We start from the raw sequence: 23,360 nt of genomic DNA on the forward strand, positions 1-23,360 counted from the left end.
CCACCCGGGGCGTCTGCGGGCCCCGCGGGGCGCCCCCGCCGGTCCCCCCCCGCCGCCGCCCGCGCGGGGGACGCCCAATAAAAACCCCCCCCCCCCCCCCCCGGCGGGGCGACGCCCGCGCGACCGGTGCCCGCCCGCCGGCGCCCGGGGACGCCGCGGCGGTGCCCGGTTGCGCCCCGGCCGTGCCGGTGCGCCGCCGGCTCACCGCGCACGGGCCGGTACGACGCCGGCCCGTCGTGCGCGGGGCCGGTGTGACGCCGGCCCCGCTCCGCGCGGCCGGCGGGAAGCCGCCGTCCGGTTCAGTCGCCCTGCACGCGCGCGTGCAGATGCATGTCGTGCCAGCCGTCGGCGTGCAGGGCGGCGCTGCGCTTGGTGCCCTCCAGGGCGAAGCCCGCCTTGGCCGCGACCCGGCAGGAGGCCTCGTTGCGGACGGCGTGCAGGAGTTCCAGGCGGTGGAAGCCGATCTCGTCGAGGGCCCAGGCGGCGAGGGCGGTCGCGGCACGGGCCGCGACGCCCCGGCCGCGGGCCGCCGCCGCGGTCCAGTACGCCACCTCGGCGACGCCCTCGTCGAGCCTCATCTCGCGCAGCGCGACCCGCCCCAGCAGCCGGTCGCCGGCGGCCTCGGCCACGGCCCACTGCGCGGACCGCTCCTCCTTCCAGGCCGTGCGCCACTCCTCGATCCAGCCGGCGACCTCCTCCTGCGAGTCGGCGGCCCGGACGTGCCACTGGCGCAGGACGGGGTCCTGGAAGATCTCGTGGACCGCGGGCGCGTCCCGGGCCGTCCAGGGGCGCAGGAGGAGTCCGTCGCCGGTGCGGAGGGTGGGCTGCGGCGTGCGGGCGAGGGCGCCGGCGGGCAGGACCGGACCGGTGAGGTAGGGCATGGTCCTCATCCTGCCCACGGCCGCGGCGGCGGGCCCAGCGGTTTTCCGGCGGCGTACGCCTCCTCGTACCCTTGCTCGCGATGAGACGCCGTGCCCCTGCCCCGCCCGCACCCCTGCCCCAGCGCCACGGGGTGGACCCGGTGCGGGTGCGGCTGCCGGCCGGCGGGGCGTGGGCCACGGTGCGGGAGCACCTGGTGGAGCGGCTGTCCGGCGCGGGCCCCGGCGTCGTCGACGGCATGTTCGACGCGGGGCTGGTCGTCGGCGCGGACGGGCGGCCGGTGGCGCCGGACGCGCCGTACCGGCCGGGGATGTTCGTGTGGTTCCACCGGGAGCTGCCCGCCGAGGTGCCGGTGCCGTTCCCGCTGGAGGTGGTGCACCGGGACGAGCATCTCGTCGTCGTCGACAAGCCGCACTTCCTGGCCACCACTCCGCGCGGCGCCCATGTCGCCGAGACCGCGCTCGCGCGGCTGCGCCGGGAGCTGGGCGTCCCGGCGCTCACCGCCGCGCACCGCCTCGACCGGCTCACCGCCGGGCTGGTGCTGTTCACCGTGCGGCCCGAGGAGCGCGGCGCGTACCAGACGCTGTTCCGCGACCGCCGGGTGCGCAAGGAGTACGAGGCGATCGCCCCGTACGACCCCTCGCTCGTCCTGCCCCGGACCGTGCGCAGCCGGATCGTGAAGGAGCGCGGGGTGCTGACCGCGCGGGAGGTGCCGGGCGAGCCGAACGCGGTCAGCCGGATCGAGCTGATCGAGCACCGGGCGGCCGACGGGCTCGCCCGGTACCGGCTGGTGCCCGGCACCGGGCAGACGCACCAGCTGCGCGTGCACATGGCCGCGCTCGGTGTGCCGATCCTCGGCGATCCGCTCTACCCCGAGGTGACCGGTCCCGGGCCGGCCGGCGACTTCCGGCGGCCGCTCCAGCTGCTGGCACGGAGCCTGGAGTTCACCGACCCGGTCACGGGGGCGGACCGCCGGTTCCGCAGCGGCCGGGTGCTCGCGGCCTGGGCGTCGCCCGAGGACTGGGCCGCCGGTCAGTAGCCGCGCCACCAGCGCACGAGGCGCTGCCGGACCTTCTGCTGGTGGACGATCGCCCGGACGCGGCGCGCGATGTCGATGAAGGAACGCCGGGCCGCCTCGCGCTGGATCTCCTCGTACTCGACGGACCGCAGCACCGTCTTGATCACCGCCTGCTGGGCGTCGGGCCGGCGCGTACACGGGCAGCGGACGCAGCCACGCCGGGCCTGTGCGGGCCGCCGCGCAGCGGTTCCACGGCGGCCCCCCCCCCCCGCGGGCGCGCCCGCGGGGGGCGCGGGGCGAGCGGCCGCTTCCGCCCGGCCCGGATCCGTGCCGGGCGGCGGGTCACCCCACCGACGAGTAGGCGACCACTCCCCGCAACAGCCCGTCGACCGCCTTGCGCGCGGCCTTCGGCACGCTCGACCCCTCCGCGGGAGCCGCCGCGGAGATCTGGCCGAGCACGTCGATCACCTGCTTGCACCACCGCACGAAGTCCCCGGCGGGCATCTCCGCTTCGCGCAGCACCTCGTCGAGTCCCTTCCCGGAGGCCCACATGTACGCGGCCCAGGCGAACCCGAGATCCGGCTCACGCTGCCCCACGCCCTCGGTCTGCCGGATCCGGAACTCCTCCTCCAGGGCGTCGAGGCGCCCCCAGATCCGGACCATCTCACCGAGCGCGGCCTTGGCCTTGCCGGACGGCAGCTTCGGCGCCATCGCGTCGTCGGCGGCCCGCGCCTCGTACACCAGCGCCGAGACGCAGGCGGCGAGCTCCGCCGGGGAGAGCCCCTCCCAGACGCCCGCGCGCAGGCACTCGCTGGCCAGCAGGTCCAGCTCGCCGTACAGCCGCGCGAGCCGCTTGCCGTGCTCGGTCACCTCGTCACCGCGCAGGTAGTCCAGCTCGGTCAGCAGCGCCACGATCCGGTCGAACGTACGGGCGATCGTGTTCGTCCGTCCCTCGATGCGCCGCTCCAGCTGCGAGGTGTCCCGCAGCAGCCGGTGGTAGCGCTCGGCCCAGCGGGCGTGGTCCTCCCGGTCGTTGCACCCGTGGCAGGGATGCGCGCGGATCGCCTTGCGCAACCGCGCGATCTCCCGGTCGTCCGCGGCGACGGCCCGGCGCTTGCGGTGCCGCTCGGGCTCGATGTGCCCGGCCTTGCTGCGCAGCGCGGAGGCGAGGTCCCGGCGGGACTGCGGCGAGCGCGGGTTGAAGGACTTCGGGATCCGCATCCGCTCCAGCGGCTCGACCGGAACGGGGAAGTCGATGGACGCCAGCCGCTTGACCTGCCGCTCGGCGGTGAGCACCAGCGGGCGCGGACCGTCGTGGTGCTCGAAGCCGCGGTGGCCGTTGGAACGGCCGGCGGGCAGGCCCGGGTCCAGGACCAGCGCGAGACCGGCGTACTTGCCGGTGGGGACGTGGATGACGTCGCCGGGCTTGAGCCTCTCCAGCGCGACGGCCGCTTCCGTCCGCCGCTGGACCGCGCCCTGCCGGGCCAGCTCGGTCTCGCGGTCCTTCAGCTCGCGGCGCAGCCGCGCGTACTCCTCGAAGTCGCCGAGGTGGCAGGTCATGGAGGCCTTGTAGCCCTCCAGCCCCTCCTCGTTGCGCTGTACCTGCCGCGAGATGCCGACGACCGACTTGTCCGCCTGGAACTGCGCGAAGGAGGTCTCCAGCAGTTCCCGCGAACGGTGCCGGCCGAACTGCTCGACCAGGTTGACCGCCATGTTGTACGACGGCTTGAAGCTGGAGCGCAGCGGATACGTCCGCGTGCCGGCCAGCCCCGCCAGGTGCTCGGGGTTCATGCCGCGCTGCCAGAGCACCACGGCATGGCCCTCGACGTCGATGCCCCGCCGCCCGGCACGCCCTGTGAGCTGGGTGAACTCGCCGGGGGTGATGTCGGCGTGCTGCTCGCCGTTCCACTTGACGAGCTTTTCCAGCACCACCGAACGGGCCGGCATGTTGATGCCGAGGGCGAGGGTCTCGGTGGCGAAGACGGCCTTGACCAGGCCGCGCACGAACAGCTCCTCGACGACCTCCTTGAAGGTCGGCAGCATGCCCGCGTGGTGGGCGGCGATCCCGCGCTCCAGGCCCTCCAGCCACTCGTAGTAGCCCAGGACGTGCAGGTCCTCGGGCGGAATGGAGGAGGTGCGCTCCTCGACCAGGGCGCGGACCTGCTCCCGCTCCTCCTGGTCGTTGAGCCTCAGGCCCGCGTACAGGCACTGCTGGACGGCGGCCTCGCAGGCGGCGCGGCTGAAGATGAAGGTGATCGCGGGCAGCAGGCCCTCGGCGTCCAGGCGCTCGATGACCTCGGGCCGGCTCGGCGTCCACACCCGCGTCCGCTGTCTGCGCTCCCGCTCCCGGTCGGCCTCGCGCATGGCGCGGCCCCGCCGCCGGTCCGGGTACGACGGGCGGCTCGCCTCCATGCGCGCCATCCGCACGAGGTCGGGGTTGACGGCCTTCTTGTGGCCCTCGCCCTCCTCGAACAGGTCGTACATCCGGCGTCCGGCCAGCACGTGCTGGAACAGCGGCACGGGCCGGTGCTCGGAGACGATGACCTCGGTGTCGCCGCGGACAGTGTCGAGCCAGTCGCCGAACTCCTCGGCGTTCGACACGGTCGCGGACAGCGACACCAGCGTCACCGACTCGGGAAGGTGGATGATCACTTCCTCCCAGACGGCGCCCCGGAAGCGGTCGGAGAGGTAGTGCACCTCGTCCATGACCACGTAGCCGAGGCCGAGGAGGGTCTGCGAGCCGGCGTACAGCATGTTCCGCAGCACCTCCGTGGTCATCACGACCACCGGGGCGTCGGAGTTGACGCTGTTGTCGCCGGTGAGCAGGCCCACCTTGCCGGTGCCGTAGCGACGGCACAGGTCGGCGTACTTCTGGTTCGACAGCGCCTTGATGGGGGTCGTGTAGAAGCACTTCTTGCCCTGCCGCAGGGCGAGGTGGACGGCGAACTCGCCCACGATCGTCTTGCCGGAGCCGGTGGGCGCGGCGACCAGGACGCCCTTCCCCGCCTCGAGTGCCTGGCAGGCCTCGATCTGGAAGGGGTCGAGGCCGAAGTCGTACATCTCGCGGAAGGAGGCGAGCGCGGTGGCCTGCTCGGCAGCGCGCCTGCGTGCTGCCGCGTACCGCTCGGCCGGAGAGAGGTCCTCTGTCATCGTACTTTCGAGCGTACCGGGCACCACCGACAACAGGACGATCATTATCCGGATCAGGTCCCGGCGAATCCCGGATCCTCGCAGCTCAGCGCCGACGGCCCGGCCCGTGCCGCCCGCGGGGCCGGGCCCGGGGCACCGGCCCCGCCCGCGAGCGGGGGGACGGCCGCTCCGGCAGCCGGAGCGGCCGGGCGGGAGCGGCTCAGGTCACGTCGTCGTACCCGTTGACCCGGTCCCGGCCCGCCTGCTCCGGCAGGGCGGGGGTGGCCGTCACGGGCTCGATCCCGCCGATGTCCTCGGGGGTGAGGTCCAGCTCGGAAGCCTCGTCGTCGGCGGGGCCCAGGGCCTCGCGGCGGCGCCTGCGCCGGTCGTTGAGCAGCGCGACGGCCACGGCGGCGAAGTACAGCACCCAGATCGGTCCGGCGAGCATCACCATGGTCAACGGGTCGGTGCTGGGCGTGGCGATGGCCGCGAAGAGCGTGATGCCCATGATCATGCCGCGCCACCAGCCGAGCATGCGCCGGCCGGAGATGGCCCCGGAGAAGTTGAGCATGACCAGCAGCAGGGGCAGCTCGAAGGAGAGGCCGAAGACGATGACCATGCGCGTGACGAGGTCGAGCAGGTCGTCGAGCGGCAGCAGGTTGTCGATGTTGACCGGCGTGAAGTCGATCAGCACTTCCGCGGTGGTGGGCAGCACCTTGTACGCGAAGAAGGCACCGGTGAGGAAGAGCGGGAAACCCGTGCCGACGAAGGCGTAGGCGTACTTCTTCTCGTGCCGGTGCAGGCCGGGGGCGACGAACGCCCACAGCTGGTAGAGCCAGACCGGCGCGGCCAGCACCACACCGGCCATCAGGGACACCTTCAGCGCCAGGGTGAACGGCGTGATCAGACCGTTGATCGTGATCTGCGCGCACGGCTCGGTGCCGGAGGAAGGCCGTGTCAGTTCCTCGAAGGTCTTCGAACAGCCGACCGACTCCAGGATCGGCTTGGTGAAGAAGTTGATGATGTCGTTGTAGAAGAAGGCGGCCACGACGGTGACGACGACGATGGCCAGAACGGCTTTCGCCAGCCGGTTGCGGAGCTCACGCAGGTGTTCCGCGAGGGGCATCCGCCCCTCGGGATCCTTCTCCTTCTTGCGGGCAGGCTTCAGCAACCCACGTTCCCATCTCGTACGGCGGGGCCGGAGGTCACCGGCTCCAGGTCAGCGCTTGGTCGTGTCCGTCGGCTCCGTGACCGGGCGCGAGCTCGTCACGTCGCCGGGAGCGGCCTGGATGGTGCGCTGCGCGGGCGGCTCCTCGCCGGCGGGCGGCCCGGCCGGGGCGGGGGAGGTCTTGCTCTCCTCCTTCATCGCCTTGGCCTCGCTCTTGAGGATGCGCGCGGACTTGCCGAGCGACCGCGCCATGTCCGGAAGCTTCTTCGCGCCGAACAGCAGGATGATGACGACGAGGATGAGAATGATCTCGGGGGCTCCGAGCCTTCCGAACATAAGTCTTTACCTTCTCACCGAGGCGGCTTGGGTGGGGTGCTGTCCGATCGGCCGGACATGTGTCCGATCGATCGCGTTGTCAGCGATCGTAACGCCGGGGGGTGAACGGGGGGCAATCCCCGTGCAACCCCTGTGCGTACTCCCGTCCGCGGTCCGGGCCTCGTTCTCCGGGCCGCGATCAGCAGCGTACCTGCCGGAACCGGCGAGCCGACAGGGTGAAGCGGCCCGGAGCGCCTGTCACGCGGGACTCGCGGCCACCGGTGGTGCGCCTCACAGCGCGTCCACGGCGCGGCCCGCGGCGGCCGCGGCGCGCTCCAGTTCCTCGGCGGCCCGGTTGATGCGGCGCGCGGAGTCGGAGACCTGCCGGCCGAGGCGCTGCGCCTCCACGAAGACCCGCACGGCCAGCACCCCGAGCACCGCGAGACCCAGGAAACCCACAGCTACCGCGAACATCGGCCAGAGCATGGCGTCGAGCCTAGACCCTCTCCCCGGCCCGGCCCTCAGAGGGTGGAATGCAGGCGCAGGGTCCGCACACCGCCCCCGGTGAGCAGCTCCACGATCCGCTCCCCCGCCGGCTTGCGGACCAGGACACCGCACTCGGGGCAGGTGAAGGAGTAGAAGGTGGTGCGGCTGGAGGCGCCGATGGCCAGGCGCAGAGCGCTCGCGGCGAGCTCGAAGCGGCCCCGGCAGTCGGGGCAGCCCGCCCTGAACACCACCGGGGACACGCTTCTCATCCCGGCGAACGCGGACGCCACCGTCATGCCCCGCGCACCAGACTTCGCAGACTCGCTCAAAGCCCTCGCTCCCCTTTTTCCGGTCGTTCGCCTCCGGGACGCCACCGCCGGTGCCGGCGGGGCGGCCGTCCTCGGTCCTGTGGTGCCTTCGCCCGTTCCGGCCTCGGCACCGGCGCGCTCACTCGCGCCCGTCGTCCTGCCCGTCGTGGGCCGCCAGCGCTCCGCGCGGCTCCCGCGCCCCGATCCCGTCGTACGCCGCCAGCGCCTCGCGGGCCGCCTGGCGGGCGCTGTCGGCGAGTTCGGGCGGCGAGACGATCCGGCCGTCGCGCCCGAGCCGGAGCGCCAGGCGTCTGAGCGACGCCGGGTCGGGGGTGCGCAGCGTGATGCGCAGACCTCCGTCGGTCAGCTCTTCCGCGCTGTCGTGCGGGTAGTACTCGGCGACCCAGCGCCCGCCCGGGCCGACCTCCACGACGACCTGCGGGTCCTCGGCGGCCGGCTGCACCAGCCCCTCGGACAGGTCCCGCAGCTCGATCTCGGGCGGCGCGGACGGCTCGTCCAGGATCCTGATCTCCGCGACCCGGTCGAGCCGGAAGGTGCGGCGCGCCTCGGAGCGCCGGCACCAGGCCTCCACGTAGGTGTGTCCGACGCTGACCAGGCGGATCGGGTCGATCTCGCGCTCGGTGACCTCGTCGCGGGCGGGCGAGTAGTAGCGGATCCACAGCCGGCGCCGCTCGGAGATCGCCCGGTCGACGTCGGCGAAGACGCCGCCCTCGGACTCGAAGGTCACCGACAGGCGGGAGCTGGCGCCGGCCGCCTCGCCGGCCGCGGCCTCCACCTTGGCCGTGGCCCGCAGCAGCGCCTGCCGGTCGCTCTCGCGCAGACCGGGCAGCGTCGCCACGGCGCGGGCGGCGACGAGCAGGGCGGTGGCCTCGTCGGCGGCGAGCCGCAGCGGCTCCGCGACGTCGTCGGGGTTGTGCCACCAGATGCGCTCGCCGTCGGTGTCGATGTCGAGCAGGTCGCCGCCGCGGAAGCTGGTGCCGCACATGGGCAGCACGTCGAGGTCGGAGACCAGCTCGTCCTCGGTGATCCCGAAGGCGCGCGCCACGTCCTCGATCCGGGCTCCGGGGCGCTCCCTGAGGTACGTCACCAGGGAGAGCATCCGCCGGGTCTGGTCGATGGCGTTCGTGGGCCTGACCGGTTTGCCTGCCACTGTGTTTCCCGCTCCCCCTCAGCCCTTGGCGACGGCGCGCAGCCGGTCCACCACGTCGGCGCGCAGCTCGGCCGGCTCCAGGACCACCACGTCCGGCCCGAACTCGACCAGCCAGGCGTCCAGACCGTGCCCGTACGGAATCTCCAACTCGTCCCAGCCGTCGCCGAGTTCCCGCACCGAGGTGGCCTTCGCCCGAAGGGGGTAGCCCGCGCCCGAGCGCAGCCGGATCCGCGCGGAGCGGTCGGCGATCTCCCCGGCCCAGCTCGCGACGGTCTCCCGGACGGTGACGACGTCCGGGACGGGAGCGGTGAACCGGCCGCCGCGCGAACGCACCTTCCCCGTGATCCGGGACAGCCGGAACACGCGCTCGGCGCCCCGGTCGCGGTCCCAGCCCGCCAGGTACCAGTGGCCGCGCCAGCACTCCAGCGCCCACGGCTCGACGTGCCGGGTCCCGGGGTGGGCGGCGGTGGCCTTGCGGTACTCGAAGACGACCGGGCGGCGGTCGCGGCAGGCCAGCATCAGCGGCTCGAAGGCGGCCTCGTGCACCGGGATGCGGGGCTCCAGCGCGCCGTGGGCCCCGTAGGGGTCGACGTCCTCGGGCAGCCCGGCCGCGCGCAGCTTCTGCAGGGCTCCGCTGGCCGCGCCCGCGAGCCGGGCCTGCTGCCACACCTTGGCGGCGAGCCCCAGCGCGGCGGCCTCCTCGGCGTCGAGGGTGATGGGCGGAAGGCGGTTGCTGTCACGGCGGGCCAGGTAGCCGACCTCGCCGTCCAGGCCCTCGACGGTCTCGATGACCAGCCCGAGTTCGCGCAGGTCGTCCTTGTCCCGCTCGAACATCCGGTTGAAGGAGTCGTCGCTGCCCGCTTCGAGGTAGGCCTCGATGGACTCGCGCAGCTCGCGCTTGCTGAGCGGCCGCCGCGTCCCGAGCAGACACAGCGCCAGATTCATCAGCCGCTCGGCCTTGGCAATGGCCATCGACGCCCTTCGCTTCCTGTGGTGCTTACGACCGACGACCGTACCGCTCCACGGCGGCACGGCAAAAGCCGAGGGCCCATGCCCGGACGGACATGGGCCCCGGGTGATCGGTCCGGCCGGGTCCTGGTCAGACGCCGAGCAGGTCGACCACGAAGATCAGGGTCTCGCCGGGCTTGATCGCCGGGGTCGGGCTCTGGTTGCCGTAGGCGAGGTGGGCGGGGATGGTCAGCTGGCGGCGGCCGCCGACCTTCATGCCCTGCACGCCCAGGTCCCAGCCCTTGATGACCCGGCCCGCGCCCAGCGGGAAGCGGAAGGGGGTGCCTCGGTTCCAGCTGGCGTCGAACTCCTCGCCCGTGCTGAAGGCGACACCGACGTAGTGCACGGTGACGGTCTGGCCCGCCTGCGCGACCGGGCCGTCGCCTTCCCAGATGTCCTTGATCTCGAGATCCGCCGGGGGCTCGCCGCCCGGGAAGTCGATCTCGGGCTTGTCGATGCTCACGTCTCTAGCTCCTGCTTGTCTGCGGAAAGGCGAACACCCACAGTCTTACATCCCCGGGGATCACATCTTCGCCAGGATGTCGACCGAGAAGACCAGGGTGGAGTCCTTCGCGATACCGCTGCCGGCCGGCGGATTGTCCCCGTAGCCCAGCTCCGGGGGGATGACGATGAGGACCCGGCTGCCGACCTTCTTGCCGGTCAGGCCCTGCGCCCAGCCCTTGACGACCTGCTGGAGCCCGAACGACACCAGCTGCTTGTTGGCGTACGACGAGTCGAACTCCTTGCCGCCGTCCCACAGCACGCCCTTGTACTGCACGAGGACGCTGTCGGTGGCGGCGACCTTCTCGCCGTCGCCCTCGATGACGTAGTTCGCCACCAGCTTCTTCGGCGCGTCGCTCCGGGGGACCTCGATGGCGGGCGCCGCGCCGTCGGTGTTGGTGCCGACCTTGGGCAGGCCGATGTCGTCCTGGGCGACCTCGGTGCCCTTCGCCGAGCTCCTGGCGTTGAAGGCGTCCTCCACGTCGACCACGAACACCAGCGTGTCGGTGCCCTCGATGCCCGCCTGCTGGTTGCCCTGCGAGCCGTAGCCCCAGGTGGGCGGGACGGCCATCTCGACGCGGCTGCCGGTCTTCCTGCCGGTCAGGGCGTAGCGCCAGCCGTCGATGATGCTGCCCTGGGCGAGCTGGACGACCAGGCGGGTCCTGCGGTCGTAGGAGTTGTCGAAGACCTTCGCGGAGTCCCAGATCTGGCCGAGGTAGTGGGCCACGACGTAGTCGTTCTCGGCCACCGTCCTGCCGCTGCCCGCGATGACCGTCTTCACCGCGAGCTGCTCCGACGGCTCGCCGCTGCCCTTGGCGACCGTCGGCTTCTCACCGAACCCCCTGCCCGCGGTGATCGCGGGCAGCGGGCCGTCGACGATCTTCGGCGGCGGCGCGGCCGAGGTGGCCGACGCCGAGGGGGAGGCGCTTTCGGTGGCCTTGCTCGAGTCGGACCCTTCGTCGCCGCATGCGGCGAGCGTGACCAGTCCTGTGGGTACGGCAATCAGAAGTGAGCGTCGGCGCACGATGGGGCCTCGTAATCGATCGATCTTGTGGATGACGTGCGCGCAACTCTACGGCGTGAGAAGGGCGCCGTACGGGAAACGTACGGCGCCCGTGTGGCGTTCCGGCATGCCGCGCGGAGCACGTGCCCCACGTCGGACGTCCCGTTCGCCGCCTCACATTCCGGCGATCAGCTTCTCCACCCGGTCGTCCACGGAACGGAACGGGTCCTTGCACAGCACCGTGCGCTGGGCCTGGTCATTGAGTTTGAGATGGACCCAGTCGACGGTGAAGTCGCGGCGCTGTTCCTGGGCCCGCCGGATGAAGTCGCCGCGCAGCCGCGCCCGCGTGGTCTGCGGCGGCACCGACTTGCCTTCGAAGATCTTCAGGTCGTTGCAGATCCGGGCGGCCTGCCCCTTCTTCTCCAGCAGGTAGTACAGGCCACGACGGCGATGGATGTCGTGATAGGCGAGGTCTATCTGCGCGACCCGCGGATGCGACATGGTCATGTTGTGCTTGCTGCGGTACCGCTCGATGAGCTTGTACTTCATGACCCAGTCGATCTCGGTGCCGATGCGGTCGAGGTCCTCGGTCTCGATCGCGTCCAGCGTGCGGCCCCACAGTTCCAGCACCTGCTCCACCGTGCCGGTGCGGATGCCGCGGCGCTCGCAGAAGTCCAGCGCCTTCTCGTAGTACTCGCGCTGCACCTCCAGGGCGGAGGCCTCGCGGCCGCTGGCCAGGCGGACCTTGCGGCGGCCGGTGATGTCGTGGCTGACCTCGCGAATCGCCCGGATCGGGTTCTCCAGGGTGAGGTCGCGCATCACGGTGCCCGCCTCGATCATGCGCAGCACCAGGTCGGTGGCGCCGACCTTGAGCAGCATGGTCGTCTCGGACATGTTCGAGTCGCCCACGATGACGTGCAGCCGGCGGTAGCGCTCGGCGTCCGCGTGCGGCTCGTCGCGGGTGTTGATGATCGGCCGGGAGCGGGTCGTCGCCGAGGAGACGCCCTCCCAGATGTGCTCGGCCCGCTGGCTGACGCAGTACACGGCACCGCGCGGCGTCTGCAGCACCTTGCCCGCGCCGCACAGCAGCTGCCTGGTCACCAGGAACGGGATGAGGATGTCCGCGAGCCGCGAGAACTCCCCGTGCCGGGCCACCAGATAGTTCTCGTGGCAGCCGTAGGAGTTTCCCGCCGAGTCGGTGTTGTTCTTGAAGAGGTAGACGTCGCCCGCGATTCCCTCCTCGTGCAGGCGTCGTTCCGCGTCCACCAGGAGTCCCTCGAGAATGCGCTCGCCCGCCTTGTCGTGGGTGACGAGTTCGATCACATCGTCACATTCGGGAGTGGCGTATTCCGGATGCGACCCCACGTCGAGATAGAGGCGGGCGCCGTTGCGCAGGAAGACATTGCTGCTGCGGCCCCATGACACGACACGGCGGAAGAGGTACCGCGCCACCTCGTCAGGCGACAGACGGCGCTGTCCCCTGAACGTGCACGTGACGCCGTACTCGTTCTCCAGCCCGAAAATGCGGCGGTCCATGAGGGAACATTACGCCTGATCCCCGGAACTGAAACGGGGTTCGACGGCACGATTTGGATCATTTTCCGAACGTGCCGCAATCACCGCTCGTCCCGGGGACGTGCCGAGTACCCGCCCGGTGGCCAGCAAAACCAGCAGGGACACGCCTCCCGCGGCGCCGGGCACGGCGAAGCCCCACAGGGCCCCGCCCGCCTCGACGACCGGGCCGGCGATCCCCGTGCCGACGGAGTGACCGACCGTGAACATCGTCACCAGCCAGGAGAACGCCTCGGTGACCGTGCCGCGCGGCGCGTGCCGGTCGACCAGGACGAACGCGCAGGCGATGGACGGCGCGAGGAAGACCCCGGCGAGCGCGGTGAGCGCCACCATGGCCGCCACGCCCGGCATCAGCGTCAGCGGCAGGTAGCACACCGCCAGCAGGGCCACCAGGACGCGCAGTCGCCGCGCGGGCTCGCCGGTCCACCGCCGGGCCCCGTAGACGCTCCCGCCGACGAGCGCGCCGAGCCCCAGGGCTGCCATCAGCCAGCCGTACACCGCGTCGCCGCCGTGGTCGTCCGCGTACGGCACGGCGGCCACCGTGATGGATCCGAGGGCGATCCCGACGAACAGGAACGCGCCCAGCAGCGCGAGCAGCCCCGGCGAGCGCAGCGCCCCGAGCCAGTGCGCCTCGCGCGGCGCCGACCGCCAGGCCCGCGAGGGCGGCGACAGCACCACGCAGAGCGCCCCGAGCACTCCGATGACGTTCAGCACCAGCAGCGCGGCCTGGGCCGACCACAGCGACACGCACAGCGTCACGAGCAGCGGCCCGACGGTGAACATCACCTCCTGCGCCACGGCGTCCATGGCGTACGCCGTGTGCACCTGCTCCTCCTTGCGCAGCACACTCGGCCACAGCGCCCGCAGACCGCCTTCCAGGGGCGGCGTGAAGAGCCCGGCGGCCGCCACGGCGGCGTGGGCGAGCGGCAGCGCCGAGGTGCCGGCACCGGCGAAGACCGCCATGGCCAGCGCCGAGGCCAGCGCGGCGGGCAACTGCACGCGCGGCTGCCCGTACAGGTCCACGAGCCGTCCGAGGACGGGCTGCCCCACGGCGTTGGCGACGCCGTACACGGCCGCCAGCGCGCCCGCGAGGGTGTACGTGCCGCCCTCCGCCCGGACGAACAGCACGATCGCGATGGCGGCCGTCGCGTTGGGCAGCCGTCCCACGAGCGTGCCGACGAGCAGCCGGACGGCGTGTCTCGCCCTGAGGATCTCCAGGTACCCCGCGGCCATGATCCGCCCTTCCTCGCCTCGCCCACGTCAAGTTTTACGTATAACCACGCCTCTCATACGTACCATGTCCGCTGTTCACGCGTCCAGACGAAGGAGCAGGCCGACGGTGGTACGAGGCAGCACCCGCCCCACCAGCCGGGACGTCGCCCGGGCCGCCGGCGTCTCCCAGGCCGCGGTCTCCCTGGTCCTCGGCGGGAAGTGGCGCGGCCGGGTCTCGGAGGCCACGGCGCAGCGCGTCCGCGAGGCCGCGCGCGACCTGGGCTACCGTCCGAACCTGGCGGCCCGCAATCTGCGCCTGGGCCGTACCCGCACGGTGCTCCTGGTCGTGCCGGCCCTGACCACGGAGTTCTTCGCCGGCGTCTACACGGGCGCCGCCCGGGTGGCCGCCGAGCACGGCTTCGGCGTGGTCCTCTACCCCTCCCCCGAGGGCATCGGCCCGGCCCGGGACCCCTTCGCGTCCGCCCAGGCCGCCCTGGACGGCGTCATCGCCTCCTCCATGGCGGCCGACGCCCTCACGGCGATCCGCGGCGACCAGCTGCCCCTGGTGATGCTGGACAGCGATCCCGAGGGCAGCCTGGGCGCGGCCACCGTCAACCTCGACATCGCGGACGGTGTGCGCCAGATCGCGGAGCACCTCCTGGCCCTCGGCCACCGCCGTTTCCTGCACCTGGCCGCGGACGTGCCGTCCTGGACCTTCGAGGTGCGCGCCCGCGAGCTGGCCGCCCGCGTCGGCGGTGTCCCCGGCGCCTCGCTCCGCACGGCCCGCGCCCCCATCTCCATCGACGGCGCCCGCGCCGCCGCCGAGGCCGCCCTCGCCGCCCCCGGTCCTCGCCCCACCGCGGTCGTCTGCGACGACGACAAACTGGCCGCCGGCGCGTACAAGGCGGCCCGCCGCCTCGGCCTGCGCGTCCCCGACGACCTGTCGGTGACCGGGCTGGACGACCTCGCCCTCGCCACGGCCATCGACCCGGAGCTCACCACCGTCCGCCTGGACGCGGAGCTCTTCGGCGAACGCGGCATGCGGGCCCTGCTGGCGGTCCTGGAGGGCCGCACCCCCGAGGCCGGCGACATCCCGGTGCACCTGGTCGTACGGAGCTCCACGGCCCCGCCGCGCTGACGGACGGACGCCTCCGCGCACCCCCCGGCACGGCCCCGGCCCGCCGAGCGGCCGCAGGCGCCGCGGGCACCCGTCCCCGCTCGCCCCCGCTCGGCCGCGCGGACCGCCGCGGGCGCTCCGGCACATCCGCGGCAGGCTCCCCGCGCCGCGGGCACCGGCACCCGTGCCCCGCCGCCCCTCGAGGACACACGCGTCCCCGCCCGGCCGCCGAAGACACGCGCGCCCCGGCCTCCACAGGCCGGGGCGCGTCACGGGATACGGACGGTCACTCCGTCTCGGAGCCGGAGGACTCCTTCGAGCCGTCCGGCCCGTCGGCGGCTTCGAGCAGCCGCGACAGCTGCGCGCCGCCGATCCGCTTGAACTTGCGCTTCTGCGGCCGCGTACGGTCCAGCACCGCCACCTCCAGCCGCTCCGCGGGGATCTCCCGCTGGCTGCCGTTGGTGTCGCGGGACAGGGCCTGTACGGCCAGCTTCAGCGCCTCCGCCAGCGACATCCCGTCCCGGTGCCGCTGGTCCAGGTAGCTGCTGATCTGCTCGGCGTTGCCGCCGACCGCCACCGAGCCGTGCTCGTCCACGATCGACCCGTCGTGCGGCAGCCGGTAGATCTGGTCCTGCTCCGGGGTCTCCCCCACCTCGGCCACGACCAGTTCCACCTCGTACGGCTTCTCGCCCACGCTGGAGAAGATCGTGCCCAGCGTCTGCGCGTAGACGTTGGCGAGACCGCGCGCGGTCACGTCGTTCCGGTCGTAGGTGTAGCCCCGCAGGTCGGCGTAGCGGACGCCGCCGATCCGCAGGTTCTCGTACTCGTTGTACTTGCCGGCGGCCGCGAAGCCGATCCGGTCGTAGATCTCGCTGAACTTGTGCAGCGCGCGGGACGGGTTCTCACCGACGAACACGATGCCGTCGGCGTACTGCAACACGACCAGGCTGCGACCACGGGCGATGCCCTTGCGGGCGTATTCCGCCCGGTCGGCCATGGCCTGCTGAGGTGAGACATAGAACGGCGTCGACACCGGTTGTCCGTCCCTTTCCTTAAGGTTCCGTCGAAGTCACTGGACCACCCTGGCGAGAAAAGCGCCCGCCGCCTACAGCAGCGCGGCGCGCGGCCCGTCGGGCTGCTCCAGCCGCCGCTCCAGGACGGAGCGGGCGATCCCGGACGCCTCGTCCTCGGTGAGCCGGCGGAAGCCGTCCTCGGTGATCACGGTGACGATGGGATAGATCCGGCGGGCGACATCGGGGCCACCGGTCGCCGAGTCGTCGTCTGCCGCGTCGTACAGGGCCTGCACCACCAGCGTCGTGGCCTCGGCCTCGGTCAGGTCGTCACGGAAGAGCTTCTTCATCGCACCGCGCGCGAAGATCGAGCCGGAGCCCGTGGCCGCGTAGCCCCGCTCCTCGGAGCGGCCGCCCGTGACGTCGTAGGAGAAGATGCGGCCCTGGGCGCGGTCCACGTCGTATCCGGCGAACAGCGGCACCACGGCCAGGCCCTGCATCGCCATGCCGAGGTTGGAGCGGATCATGGTCGACAGGCGGTTCGCCTTGCCCTCCAGGGACAGCTGCGCCCCCTCGACCTTCTCGAAGTGCTCCAGCTCCAGCTGGAACAGCTTCACCATCTCCACGGCCAGACCCGCCGTGCCGGCGATGCCCACCGCGGAGTACTCGTCGGCCTGGAAGACCTTCTCGATGTCCCGCTGGGCGATGACGTTGCCCATGGTGGCCCGCCGGTCACCGGCGAGCACCACGCCGCCGGGGAAGGCGACGGCCACGATGGTCGTGCCGTGCGGCGCCTCGACCGCTCCCTGCAGGGGCGGCAACGTCCGGTTGCCCGGCAGCAGTTCGGGCTGGTGCTCGGACAGGAAGTCCATGAAGGAGGAAGACCCTGGCGTCAGGAAGGCAGCTGGTAGACGCCCGGTGCTACGAGTGTTGGCTTCCACGCGATTCCTTCCACGTATGCGGCAGCCCGCCCTGTGACGTCGGGCCGATCCTTGGAACTGCTCCCGCCGGCGAGGCGGCGGGAGCACGATACGGCACGGACCCTACCCGCCTTCCGGGGGTGATCCACATACTCGGCGGAGGCGACGGCGGGGACGGAGCGGGAACCCGCCGCTCCCGGCTCCCGGCGCCGGCCGGGCGAAGCGCTGCGCGCGGCACGGCCGCACCGTGCCGCGCGCAGCGCTTCCCCCTCCGCTCGTCCGTCGCTCGCCCGCCCGTCCGCCTTCCGTCCGAAGGCGAGCAGGGCCTACTGGCCACCCTTTTGCACGAAGGAGCGCACGAAGTCCTCGGCGTTCTCCTCGAGCACGTCGTCGATCTCGTCCAGTACCGAGTCCACGTCGTCCGAGAGCTTCTCGTGCCGCTCCTTGAGGTCCTCCGAGCCCTGCGCCTCCGGCGCCTGCTCCTCGACCTCCTCGGTGGACCGGGTGGCCTTCTGCTGTCCGCCGCCGGTGTCCTTGGTCGCCATCACCCTCACCCCGCTCGGTTCGCCCGACACAGTTGCTCGGTCAAGATCAGACCCTACAAGCCGGGTCTGACAGTGGCCCCGCAGTCTCTCCAACGTACGGGGGCCACCTCGATGATTCCCGGGCCCGGGATTTTCCACCCTGCCCGGCCGACTCGGCACGAGTACCCACTCAGCCGCCGGACAGGACCCTGACCAGGTCCTCCGCCGTACGACAGCGGTCCAGGAGCTCCTTGACGTGATTACGCGTTCCGCGAAGCGGTTCCAGGGTTGGGACCCGCTGGAGCGAGTCCCGGCCCGGCAGATCGAAGATCACCGAGTCCCAGGAGGCCGCCGCCACGTCGTCCGCGTACTGCTCCAGGCAGCGCCCGCGGAAGTACGCCCGCGTGTCCTCGGGCGGCTTCGTACGGGCCCGCTCGACCTCCGCCTCGTCCAGCAGCCGCTTCATGCGCCCACGGGCCACCAGGCGGTTGTACAGGCCCTTCTCGGGGCGCACGTCGGCGTACTGCAGGTCCACCAGGTGGAGCCGCGCGGCGTCCCAGTCGAGGTTGTCGCGGCGCCGGTAGCCCTCCATGAGCTCCCGCTTGGCGACCCAGTCCAGCTCGCCGGCCAGGCTCATCGGGTCGTTCTCCAGGCGGGTGAGGGTGTCCTCCCAGCGGGACAGGACGTCCTTGGTCTGCTCGTCGGCGTCCGCCCCGAACCGCTCCTCCACGTACTTGCGCGCCAGCTCGTAGTACTCCATCTGCAGCTGGACCGCGGTGAGCGTCCGGCCGCTGCGGAGCGTGACCAGGTGTTTCAGGGACGGGTCGTGCGAGACCTGGTGGAGGGTGCGCACGGGCTGGTCGACGGCCAGGTCGACGGCGATGAAGCCGTCCTCGATCATCGACAGCACCAGCGCCGTCGTGCCCAGCTTCAGGTACGTCGAGATCTCCGACAGGTTCGCGTCGCCGATGATCACGTGCAGGCGGCGGTACTTCTCCGCGTCGGCGTGGGGCTCGTCGCGGGTGTTGATGATCGGCCGCTTGAGCGTGGTCTCCAGGCCGACCTCGACCTCGAAGTAGTCCGCGCGCTGGCTGAGCTGGAAGCCGTGCTCGTGGCCGTCCTGGCCGATGCCGACGCGGCCGGCTCCGGCGAAGACCTGCCGGGAGACGAAGAAGGGCGTGAGGTGGCGCACGATGTCCGAGAAGGGGGTCTCCCGCTTCATCAGGTAGTTCTCGTGCGTGCCGTAGGAGGCGCCCTTGTTGTCGGTGTTGTTCTTGTACAGGTGGATGGGCTGGGCACCGGGCAGCCGGCCGGCCCGTTCCGCGGCCTCCGCCATGATCCGCTCGCCGGCCTTGTCCCACAGGACGGCGTCCCGGGGATTGGTGACCTCGGGCGCGCTGTACTCGGGGTGCGCGTGGTCGACGTAGAGCCGCGCTCCGTTGGTGAGGATCACATTGGCCAGGCCGATGTCCTCGTCGGTGAGCTGGCTGGAGTCGGCCGCCTCGCGGGCGAGGTCGAAGCCTCGCGCGTCCCGCAGCGGGTTCTCCTCCTCGAAATCCCAGCGGGCCCGGCGGGCCCGGTGCATCGCCGCCGCATAGGCGTTGACGATCTGGGACGAGGTGAGCATGGCATTGGCATTCGGGTGGCCGGGGACAGAGATCCCGTATTCCGTCTCGATGCCCATTACTCGCCGTACGGTCATGCGGCCCTCCTTGCCCGACGGCGCCCTCGGTCGTGGGCGTCGCTCAGATACCGCCGGCGCTCGATTGCGTGTGCGGTGCCCGTCCCCGCACTGCGCGACTCGGCGGTACGGAAGAGCCTAGAACGCCTTTGCGCTGGTGGGGAGATCATTTGCGTCATTGCTGTGCTCCAGCCGTGGCCCCGAAAAACAGTCGGCTGCGGGTACCCGCTGAGGGCACCCGCAGCCGCCCTGCCTTTTACAGGTACTGACCGGTGTTCGCCACCGTGTCGATGGAGCGTCCGGTGTCCGCGCCCTGCTTTCCGGTGACGAGCGTACGGATGTACACGATCCGCTCGCCCTTCTTTCCGGAGATCCGGGCCCAGTCGTCCGGATTCGTGGTGTTGGGCAGGTCCTCGTTCTCCTTGAACTCGTCCACGCAGGCCTGGAGCAGGTGGGAGACCCGAAGGCCCTTCTGGTTCTTCTCCAGGAAGTCCTTGATCGCCATTTTCTTGGCGCGGCCGACGATGTTCTCGATCATGGCGCCGGAGTTGAAGTCCTTGAAATAGAGAACTTCCTTGTCGCCGTTCGCGTAGGTGACCTCCAGGAAGCGGTTCTCCTCGGATTCGGCGTACATGTGCTCCACCGCCGTCTGGATCATCGCCTGGACGGTGGCCGCCTTGTCGCCGCCGTGCTCCGCGAGGTCCTCCTCGTGCAGCGGAAGGCGCTCGGTGAGGTACTTCCCGAAGATGTCCTTGGCCGCTTCGGCGTCCGGACGCTCGATCTTGATCTTCACGTCGAGCCGGCCGGGCCGCAGGATCGCGGGGTCGATCATGTCCTCGCGGTTGGAGGCGCCGATCACGACCACGTTCTGCAGGCCCTCCACACCGTCGATCTCGGCGAGCAGCTGCGGGACGATGGTGTTCTCCACGTCCGAGCTGACACCGGAGCCGCGGGTGCGGAACAGGGACTCCATCTCGTCGAAGAAGACGATCACGGGAGTGCCCTCGCTGGCCTTCTCACGGGCCCGCTGGAAGACCAGGCGGATCTGCCGCTCGGTCTCGCCGACGTACTTGTTCAGCAGCTCGGGGCCCTTGATGTTGAGGAAGAAGCTCTTGCCGGCGGCCTGGCCGGTCACCTCGGCGACCTTCTTGGCCAGCGAGTTGGCCACGGCCTTGGCGATCAGCGTCTTGCCGCATCCGGGCGGGCCGTAGAGCAGCACGCCCTTGGGCGGGCGGAGCTCGTGCTCCTTGAACAGGTCCGGGTAGAGGTACGGCAGCTCGACCGCGTCACGGATCGCCTCGATCTGGTTGCCCAGGCCGCCGATCTGCTCGTAGCCGATGTCCGGGACCTCTTCGAGGACGAGTTCCTCGACCTCGCTCTTCGGCACGACCTCGTAGACGTAGCCCGATCGGGGTTCGAGCAGCAGGGCGTCGCCGGGGCGGATGGTCACGTCCAGCAACGGCTCGGCGAGCCGCACCACCCGCTCCTCGTCGGTGTGCCCGAGCACCAGGGCGCGCTCGCCGTCCTCCAGGATCTCCTTGAGGGTGACGATGTCCCCGACGCGCTCGAATTCCATGGCCTCGACCACGTTGAGCGCTTCGTTGAGCATGACTTCCTGGCCGCGCCGCAGTTCGTCGAGCTCGACGCTGGGGCTGACGTTCACCCGGAGCTTGCGGCCCCCGGTGAAGATGTCGGCGGTGCCGTCCTCGTTCGCCTGCAGGAAGACACCGAAGCCGGCCGGCGGCTGGGCGAGCCGGTCGACTTCCTCCTTGAGGGCCACGATCTGGTCGCGGGCCTCGCGGAGCGTACTGGCGAGCCGCTCGTTCTGCGCGGACACGCCGGCCAGATTGGTCTGCAACTCGACGATCCGCTCTTCGAGAATTCTCGTGTGCCGCGGAGAGTCGGCGAGCTTGCGTCGCAGGACGGCGATCTCCTGCTCGAGATAGGCAATCTGCCCGGCCGGGTCTTCGGACCCGCGTCCCGGGCGGATGCCGCGGTTCATGTCGTCGTCGTGGGCTGCCACGGTCCTCACCTCCTCCAAGGGGAGCTGGACGCTTCCAGACCCTACCTGGGCGGGTGCCGATTGAAACCCCTAGATCACAAAGACTGTCGGGGTGTGTCCGATCTTCACCCTTGCGCTCTCCCTCACGCCAGGGGAATACCCACCGAACATGATTGGAACCCAGTCGGAGGTAGGGTCGAAGCGTTCAACACCCGTCAGAGCTGGCCGGATTCTCGACCGGCTCGGGGCAGGAAGCGGCAGGAGAGATGAGCGTGCAGCAGGCGGCCGGAGTCGACGGCGAGGCACTGGAGGTCTGGATCGACCAGGACCTGTGTACCGGTGACGGCATCTGCGCCCAGTACGCGCCCGAGGTGTTCGAGCTGGACATCGACGGTCTGGCCTACGTCAAGGGCCCGGACGAGGAGCTTCTGCAGGACAGGGGAGCGGCAACGCCCGTGCCGCTGCCCCTTCTCACGGATGTGATCGACTCCGCGAAGGAATGTCCCGGCGAGTGCATCCACGTGCGTCGAGTTTCGGACAGGGTCGAGATCTACGGCCCGGACGCGGAGTGACCAAATAAGCACCCCGCGTGATTACTGTCTGTTTTCTCACACTTCTCACACCGAGCGGGCCTGGGACGGTGTCGAGCGGATGAACGCGCCGTTCTCCCACCGCCACTTCACGTCGTCCTTCAGGTCGGGGCAGCAACTGGGCACGTCGGACGAGGAGTAGCCGAGGAGCGTGGCGTGGACGGCTCCGTCCCGTACGGAGAAGTCGGTGACGTTGGTGCGGTCCTCGGGGTCGACGAGGGTGGCCACCACGCGGGGCTCGCCGCCCGCGGCGCCCGGGGCGAGGACGTAGACGCCGTCGGGCGGGGTGCCCATGGGCGAGTCGCAGTGCACCACGGCCACCGTCTCGGGCCTGCCGTCGCCGTCGAGGTCGCCGGACGCCTTCTTCTTCACCACGGCCTCCACCGGGCCGCATTCGAGGGGGAAGGCGACGCCCGCCGGGTCGGGCGGCGCGGCCTCCGCCGGGGCCGCGGCCTTCGTCCCGGCACCGGCCGCCTGGGCCGCCGTCGCGGAGCCGGGCTGGAGCACCGAGGACAGGGCGACGACGGCGGCGACAGCGGTGGCGGTGGCGACCCAGTGGATCGGGCGGGTGTGCGTGTGGGCGAGTTCCGGGACGGCGGAAGGCTGCACGAGGAGTGTCTCCTGTGAGGGCTGTGCCGGTGGGATGGCCAGCATCGTGCCACACGTCACAGGGCGGGGGAACGGCGGGGGCGGGTTCCGGACCTGCGCGCTTACGGATTCCGGTGCCGTGTCAACACACGGGCGCCGGTGCCGGGTTCCCTCCGGCGCGGGGGAACTCGGCACCGGCGCCCGTGTGTTGTGTCCGGCGCGGGCCGTCTCAGCGGCCGGCGCCTCCGTCGGCGTTGGGGCCGGTGTAGTCCTCGCCGTAGGCGCCCTTGGCGGGGCGGCGGCGGCGCATGGGCGGCTCGACGCCGTCGGCGAGGCGGCGGGCGGTGAGCAGGAAGCCGGTGTGGCCGATCATCCGGTGGTCGGGGCGGACGGCCAGGCCCTCGACGTGCCAGTTGCGGATCATCGTCTCCCAGGAGGTGGGCTCGTTGAAGCAGCCGATCTCCCGGATGGACTCGACGGTCCGGGCGAGCTGGGTGGTGGTCGCGACGTAGCAGCACAGGATGCCGCCGGGCACGAGCGCCTTGGAGACGGCCTCCAGGCACTCCCAGGGGGCCAGCATGTCGAGGATGACGCGGTCGACGTCGGCGTCGGACAGGTTGTCCTGGAGGTCGCCCACGGTGAGCTGCCAGGCGGGGTGCGGGCCGCCGAAGTAGCGCTCGACGTTCGCCTGCGCGATCTCCGCGAAGTCGGCACGGCGCTCGTAGCTGTGCAGCATGCCCTGGTCGCCGATGGCGCGCAGCAGGAAGGCGCTGAGCGAGCCGGAGCCGACGCCGGCCTCCACGACGCGCGCGCCGGGGAAGATGTCGGCGAAGGCGAGGATCTGCCCCGCGTCCTTCGGGTACACGACGGCTGCCCCGCGGGGCATGGACAGGACGTAGTCGGGGAGCAGGGGGCGCAGCGCGAGATAGGCGACGTTCCCGGTGGTGCGGACAACGCTGCCCTCGGGAGCGCCGATCAGTTCGTCGTGCGGGAAGGAACCCTTGTGGGTGTGGAAGTTCTTCCCGGCCTCGAGCGTGAACGTGTAGTGGCGGCCCTTGGGGTCGGTCAGCTGTACCTGGTCCCCGACCTTGAAGGGCCCGCGCCTGCGGGCGGCACCGGTCGGTTCGGACATGCGACCAGCCTACCGGCACCCGAGGG

Annotated in this window: 23 protein-coding genes; 3 read left to right on the forward strand and 20 right to left on the reverse strand. The window is 71.6% G+C overall.

Annotated features, from left to right (window positions below):
* Positions 1-299: 299 nt before the first annotated feature.
* On the reverse strand, positions 300-881 hold the full coding sequence (locus ACIBAI_RS19505; RefSeq protein ID WP_399035818.1) for a GNAT family N-acetyltransferase: 582 nt from the start codon (positions 879-881) through the stop codon (positions 300-302).
* Between the two features lie 80 nt (positions 882-961).
* On the opposite strand from ACIBAI_RS19505, the gene ACIBAI_RS19510 reads away from it, so the two are divergent.
* Complete coding sequence (locus ACIBAI_RS19510) at positions 962-1,918, forward strand: RluA family pseudouridine synthase (protein WP_399035819.1); 957 nt, start codon at positions 962-964, stop codon at positions 1,916-1,918.
* On the opposite strand, the gene ACIBAI_RS19515 is transcribed toward ACIBAI_RS19510, so the two are convergent.
* From ACIBAI_RS19515 to ACIBAI_RS19570, 12 genes are all read right to left on the reverse strand, one after another.
* Entirely contained in the window at positions 1,912-2,064 is a 153-nt protein-coding gene (locus ACIBAI_RS19515; RefSeq protein WP_399035820.1) for a hypothetical protein, read from the reverse strand. The two genes, ACIBAI_RS19510 and ACIBAI_RS19515, sit on opposite strands and share 7 nt — an antisense overlap.
* Positions 2,065-2,239: 175 nt before the next feature.
* Entirely contained in the window at positions 2,240-5,092 is a 2,853-nt protein-coding gene (locus tag ACIBAI_RS19520; protein ID WP_399035822.1) for a DEAD/DEAH box helicase, read from the reverse strand.
* A gap of 154 nt (positions 5,093-5,246) precedes the next feature.
* On the reverse strand, positions 5,247-6,197 hold the full coding sequence (gene tatC, locus ACIBAI_RS19525) for a twin-arginine translocase subunit TatC (protein ID WP_399035824.1): 951 nt from the start codon (positions 6,195-6,197) through the stop codon (positions 5,247-5,249).
* 48 nt (positions 6,198-6,245) lie between these two features.
* Positions 6,246-6,530, reverse strand: a complete 285-nt coding sequence (gene tatA / locus ACIBAI_RS19530) for a Sec-independent protein translocase subunit TatA (protein WP_344603279.1) — start codon at positions 6,528-6,530, stop codon at positions 6,246-6,248.
* A 270-nt stretch (positions 6,531-6,800) separates the two neighbouring features.
* Positions 6,801-6,995 carry a hypothetical protein gene (locus ACIBAI_RS19535; RefSeq protein WP_399035826.1) on the reverse strand — a complete coding sequence of 65 codons (195 nt, stop codon included), beginning with the start codon at positions 6,993-6,995 and terminating at the stop codon, positions 6,801-6,803.
* A gap of 35 nt (positions 6,996-7,030) precedes the next feature.
* Positions 7,031-7,324 carry a hypothetical protein gene (locus tag ACIBAI_RS19540; RefSeq protein WP_399035828.1) on the reverse strand — a complete coding sequence of 98 codons (294 nt, stop codon included), beginning with the start codon at positions 7,322-7,324 and terminating at the stop codon, positions 7,031-7,033.
* Positions 7,325-7,442: 118 nt separating this feature from the next.
* Positions 7,443-8,474: a helix-turn-helix transcriptional regulator gene (locus tag ACIBAI_RS19545; protein ID WP_399035829.1), complete on the reverse strand. Its 1,032-nt coding sequence runs from the start codon at positions 8,472-8,474 to the stop codon at positions 7,443-7,445.
* Between the two features lie 18 nt (positions 8,475-8,492).
* The gene (locus tag ACIBAI_RS19550; protein WP_399035830.1) at positions 8,493-9,446 is read right to left on the reverse strand and encodes a helix-turn-helix transcriptional regulator; all 954 of its coding nucleotides are present in this window, start codon (positions 9,444-9,446) and stop codon (positions 8,493-8,495) included.
* 127 nt (positions 9,447-9,573) lie between these two features.
* On the reverse strand, positions 9,574-9,945 hold the full coding sequence (locus ACIBAI_RS19555) for an FKBP-type peptidyl-prolyl cis-trans isomerase (RefSeq protein WP_344603289.1): 372 nt from the start codon (positions 9,943-9,945) through the stop codon (positions 9,574-9,576).
* Positions 9,946-10,005: 60 nt separating this feature from the next.
* Complete coding sequence (locus tag ACIBAI_RS19560; RefSeq protein WP_399035832.1) at positions 10,006-11,007, reverse strand: FKBP-type peptidyl-prolyl cis-trans isomerase; 1,002 nt, start codon at positions 11,005-11,007, stop codon at positions 10,006-10,008.
* Positions 11,008-11,160: 153 nt separating this feature from the next.
* Positions 11,161-12,522, reverse strand: a complete 1,362-nt coding sequence (gene pafA / locus ACIBAI_RS19565) for a Pup--protein ligase (RefSeq protein WP_399035834.1) — start codon at positions 12,520-12,522, stop codon at positions 11,161-11,163.
* 9 nt (positions 12,523-12,531) lie between these two features.
* Positions 12,532-13,791, reverse strand: a complete 1,260-nt coding sequence (locus ACIBAI_RS19570) for an MFS transporter (RefSeq protein ID WP_399035835.1) — start codon at positions 13,789-13,791, stop codon at positions 12,532-12,534.
* Positions 13,792-13,897: 106 nt separating this feature from the next.
* Between ACIBAI_RS19570 and ACIBAI_RS19575 the strand changes: the two genes are divergently transcribed.
* Complete coding sequence (locus ACIBAI_RS19575; protein WP_399035837.1) at positions 13,898-14,908, forward strand: LacI family DNA-binding transcriptional regulator; 1,011 nt, start codon at positions 13,898-13,900, stop codon at positions 14,906-14,908.
* A gap of 265 nt (positions 14,909-15,173) precedes the next feature.
* On the opposite strand, the gene prcA is transcribed toward ACIBAI_RS19575, so the two are convergent.
* The 5 genes from prcA to arc form a co-directional block, all read right to left on the reverse strand.
* Positions 15,174-15,920 carry a proteasome subunit alpha gene (prcA, locus tag ACIBAI_RS19580; protein ID WP_399035838.1) on the reverse strand — a complete coding sequence of 249 codons (747 nt, stop codon included), beginning with the start codon at positions 15,918-15,920 and terminating at the stop codon, positions 15,174-15,176.
* Between the two features lie 72 nt (positions 15,921-15,992).
* On the reverse strand, positions 15,993-16,838 hold the full coding sequence (prcB, locus tag ACIBAI_RS19585; protein ID WP_399035840.1) for a proteasome subunit beta: 846 nt from the start codon (positions 16,836-16,838) through the stop codon (positions 15,993-15,995).
* A gap of 305 nt (positions 16,839-17,143) precedes the next feature.
* The gene (locus tag ACIBAI_RS19590; protein ID WP_344603303.1) at positions 17,144-17,362 is read right to left on the reverse strand and encodes a ubiquitin-like protein Pup; all 219 of its coding nucleotides are present in this window, start codon (positions 17,360-17,362) and stop codon (positions 17,144-17,146) included.
* Between the two features lie 169 nt (positions 17,363-17,531).
* Positions 17,532-19,043 carry a depupylase/deamidase Dop gene (dop, locus tag ACIBAI_RS19595; protein ID WP_399035841.1) on the reverse strand — a complete coding sequence of 504 codons (1,512 nt, stop codon included), beginning with the start codon at positions 19,041-19,043 and terminating at the stop codon, positions 17,532-17,534.
* 235 nt (positions 19,044-19,278) lie between these two features.
* The gene (gene arc / locus ACIBAI_RS19600) at positions 19,279-21,045 is read right to left on the reverse strand and encodes a proteasome ATPase (protein WP_399035843.1); all 1,767 of its coding nucleotides are present in this window, start codon (positions 21,043-21,045) and stop codon (positions 19,279-19,281) included.
* A gap of 245 nt (positions 21,046-21,290) precedes the next feature.
* Here arc and ACIBAI_RS19605 point away from each other — a divergent pair, with 245 nt between their 5' ends.
* Complete coding sequence (locus ACIBAI_RS19605) at positions 21,291-21,596, forward strand: ferredoxin (protein WP_399035845.1); 306 nt, start codon at positions 21,291-21,293, stop codon at positions 21,594-21,596.
* A 45-nt stretch (positions 21,597-21,641) separates the two neighbouring features.
* Here ACIBAI_RS19605 and ACIBAI_RS19610 read toward each other — a convergent pair whose 3' ends face one another.
* Positions 21,642-22,223, reverse strand: coding sequence for a hypothetical protein (locus ACIBAI_RS19610; protein ID WP_399035847.1), 582 nt, complete (start codon positions 22,221-22,223; stop codon positions 21,642-21,644).
* A 208-nt stretch (positions 22,224-22,431) separates the two neighbouring features.
* On the reverse strand, positions 22,432-23,334 hold the full coding sequence (locus ACIBAI_RS19615; RefSeq protein ID WP_399035848.1) for a tRNA (adenine-N1)-methyltransferase: 903 nt from the start codon (positions 23,332-23,334) through the stop codon (positions 22,432-22,434).
* Positions 23,335-23,360: the final 26 nt, after the last annotated feature.

Origin of the sequence: Streptomyces sp. NPDC051041 (genome assembly GCF_044456065.1) — a bacterium.
GTDB classification, from domain to species: Bacteria; Actinomycetota; Actinomycetes; order Streptomycetales; family Streptomycetaceae; genus Streptomyces; species Streptomyces glaucus.